Source organism: Paenibacillus dendritiformis, from assembly GCF_015845845.1.
Taxonomy (GTDB): domain Bacteria; phylum Bacillota; class Bacilli; order Paenibacillales; family Paenibacillaceae; genus Paenibacillus_B; species Paenibacillus_B dendritiformis_C.
Genome location: NZ_LDIG01000145.1, coordinates 1 through 3,244, shown reverse-complemented (window position 1 = coordinate 3,244; position 3,244 = coordinate 1). Strand labels below are relative to the sequence as shown.

At 57.1% G+C, this 3,244-nt stretch carries 4 protein-coding genes; all 4 read left to right on the top strand.

The genetic code is table 11. The features are described from left to right. On the top strand, nucleotides 1-223 hold a 223-nt coding region (locus ABD76_RS13535; protein WP_197254597.1), incomplete at its 5' end, for a transposase. A gap of 634 nt (nucleotides 224-857) precedes the next feature. Then, nucleotides 858-1,469: a class I SAM-dependent methyltransferase gene (locus ABD76_RS13530; RefSeq protein WP_197257632.1), complete on the top strand. Its 612-nt coding sequence runs from the start codon at nucleotides 858-860 to the stop codon at nucleotides 1,467-1,469. 77 nt (nucleotides 1,470-1,546) lie between these two features. Next, nucleotides 1,547-1,765 (top strand): YwbE family protein, encoded by a 219-nt coding sequence (locus ABD76_RS13525; RefSeq protein ID WP_197257630.1) that lies wholly within the window; start codon nucleotides 1,547-1,549, stop codon nucleotides 1,763-1,765. A gap of 338 nt (nucleotides 1,766-2,103) precedes the next feature. Next, on the top strand, nucleotides 2,104-3,244 hold a 1,141-nt coding region (locus tag ABD76_RS13520), incomplete at its 3' end, for a DEAD/DEAH box helicase (RefSeq protein WP_338125121.1).

Here is a 3,244-nt window from a genome sequence, read left to right as displayed (position 1 = left end):
AAAAAGCTCACTGATGATATTCGAGAAGCATGCCGGTTTGAAGTATAAATATGGCAATCGAAAATTTTGGGCGGAGGGATACTACGTCAGCACAGTAGGCTTAAATGAAGCAACCGTTGCAAAATATATACGTGAACAAGAAGCACATGACCAAGCAATTGATAAACTGAGTGTGAAAGAGTATGAAGATCCATTCAGCAGAAACAGTAGCAAGAAGAAGTAAACCAGTTTAACTGGTAAGTGAAAGTGACAAATTACACTGAGCCTGAACAATTTTATTGTAAGGCTAGCGTCTTTAGGCGCAGTTTGGCAACAGGGGGTTATACCCCAAGAGCAAACCACCCGTTGGACGGGTGGTCATGATTATGGATTGGGAGAGGCCGCTGTCCGCGCCTGATCTCCAATGAACAAAAAGAAAAAGGGGAAGTATGAAATCCTGCAATTTTACATCATTTTGCTGCTCTCGCGGGCGAATTCGGTGAAGTTCCTGCACAGCTGCAGCATTTCTCTTGTTTCATCTGAAATCCCGGCTCTAATGGCTGGAATTCCTGCATATTTGCAGGATTGCTTGCTCATGAAGGCGGTTCCGGTGAAGAAAGTGCATTTTTGCAGGATTTGGGGAAAGCTGAGCGTAAAGTCTGGGTCTACCCAAGTCTGTGCGAAAAACCTGTACGAAAAGCCTACACGAAAAGCCTGTGCCGGGGAAGAAAGGGATCGTACCTGCCCTGAGGGGCGGCGGCTAAAGCCGTTCGTTCGTCATCTCCCTCTTGACGGCCGGATGGTTCGGATTGAATAGTAGCAATTTTGCCTGCTTTCCTGTAACATGGGGAAAATAAAACGGAATCGAGCGTGAATGGATGCTGGAATGGACGGGGGAACGGATTATCCCCAAACTGATGAAGCCGATGAACGGGATGCTGCTGGAGCATATTGCCCGCTATTACTTTGCGACGCCCTATGCCCGGGGCAGGGTGCTCGATATCGCTTGCGGGACCGGGTACGGCTCCCATCTGGTCGCGAAGGAGCGCAAGCGGGAGGTGATGGAGATTGTCGCCGTCGACAATGACCTTCCGACCTTGCAATATGCACGGCGGGAGTACCATCACCAAAAGGTGACGCACATGGAAGGGGATGCGACGGACCCGGAGCTGCCCGGAAAGCTGGGCACCTTCGATACGATTTTGAGCTTCGAGACGGTCGAGCATGTGGCCGACGATCGGCAATTGATGGACAACCTGTACCGGATGCTCAATCCGGGCGGCGTCCTCGTGATGTCGAGTCCGTTCGGCAGGGGGAGAGGAATGCCGACGAACGAGCCGTTCCATGTGCATCAGCTAACGCCGGAGCAATTCGCGGAGCTGTTCACCCGGTTCGCGGAGACGGATATTTACTACCAGCGCGGCGTCACGTTCGAGAAGCCGCGGGAAGGGGTACGGTATTTCATCGGCGTCGCCGTGTGCCGCAAATAGAGGACGGCATCCGAAGAGGCGCCCGGCTTAATCGGGCGAAACGGGCGAAAGCCGTGCTTGAAGGAGGGAAGGTATATATGGAACAGAGCGGGCAGCAGCGGGCGAGCATCCGCCCCGGCATCGAGGTGGATATTGTCCTGAAGCAGGATCAGCGCACCGGGAAGACGACCCGGGGCGTCGTCAAAGATATCCTTACGAATTCGGCCTCACACCCGCATGGCATCAAGGTTCGCCTGCAGGACGGGCAGGTCGGCCGGGTGAAGCGGATTATCGGATCCGGCGATACGGGACAGTGAACTTGCCGGCGGATCCGAGGCCGCCGGGATCAAAGCCGGGGGCGGCAAGCAAGACCGGAATCGTTCCGAAGTCGAAGCAACGCATTCCCGGGGCGAATCAAGGTATGAATCCATGGAACGAATCTATGGGACAAATCCATGCAATCGAATCTATGGGGCAAATCTGTAAGATGAATCTATGAGGCAAGTCCATGGAACGAATCCATGAGACAAACCCGTGATACAAATCCATCCTACAAATCTATGGAACGTATCTGCCGGACGAATCTGCCGGAAGAATCCATGAAACGAGAATGAACACTAGAGAAACCGATGCATACGCATAGCGAAGAAATGAGGTGGCCTGTCTGTCAGGCTTTTTATCACTAGGAATTCGCCAGGAGTGGGCGAATCGATTAACGAAGCAAGGCATTGCGTCGCCGACGCCGATTCAGATTCAGGCGATCCCCGCCGCGCTGGCTGGGCGGGATGCCGTGCTGCAGGCGCAGACCGGAACGGGCAAAACGCTGGCGTTCCTGCTCCCGATCCTGCAGCGGATCGATCCGGAGCGGACCCGGGCGCAGGCGCTTATCGTCGCGCCGACGCGCGAGCTCGCGCTGCAGATTACGGCAGAGGCGAAGAAGCTGACGGATTCCGCCCCGGATGGAGGCGGAGGCATTCATGTGCTGGCCGCTTACGGAGGCCAGGATGTGGAGAAGCAGATCCGCAAGCTGCAGGGAGCATGCCAATTGGTCATCGGCACGCCGGGCCGCTTGACCGATCATTTGCGCCGGGGCACCTTCGACGGCTCCGGCATCCGCATGCTCGTGCTGGACGAAGCCGATCAGATGCTGCATATGGGCTTCCTCCCCGAAGTGGAGGACGTCATCGCGCACACGCCGACCAGCCGGCAGACACTGATCTGCTCGGCGACGATGCCGGAGCCGGTCCGGGCGCTCGCCGCGCGCTTCATGCGGTCGCCGCTTGATCTCCGGGTGGAGGCGGAGCAGGTGACGGTGAAGGAGATTCGCCAGATGGTGGTGGAGACGACGGATCGGGCGAAGCAGGAGACGCTGTTCCGCCTTCTCGACGAGCATCGGCCGTATCAGGCCGTCATCTTCTGCCGCACGAAGCGGCGGGCCCAGAAGCTGTATGAGGCGCTCAAGGCGAAGGGCTATGATGCGGACGAGCTTCACGGCGATCTGACCCAAGCGGTGCGGGAGCAGGTGATGAAGCGGTTCCGGGAGGCGAAGGTTCAGCTCCTGGTGGCTACCGATTTGGCGGCACGCGGGCTGGATGTCGAAGGAATTACGCATGTGTTCAACTACGATATTTCGCATGATGCGGAGAGCTATATTCACCGGATCGGCCGGACGGGGCGTGCGGGCGGAGCCGGATGGGCCATTACGCTGGCCGCGCCACGGGATGAGAGCTATCTCGCCCTCATCGAGCAGGGCATCCGCATGAAGCTGCGGCGGCAGAGCCGGGACGGCGCGTCCG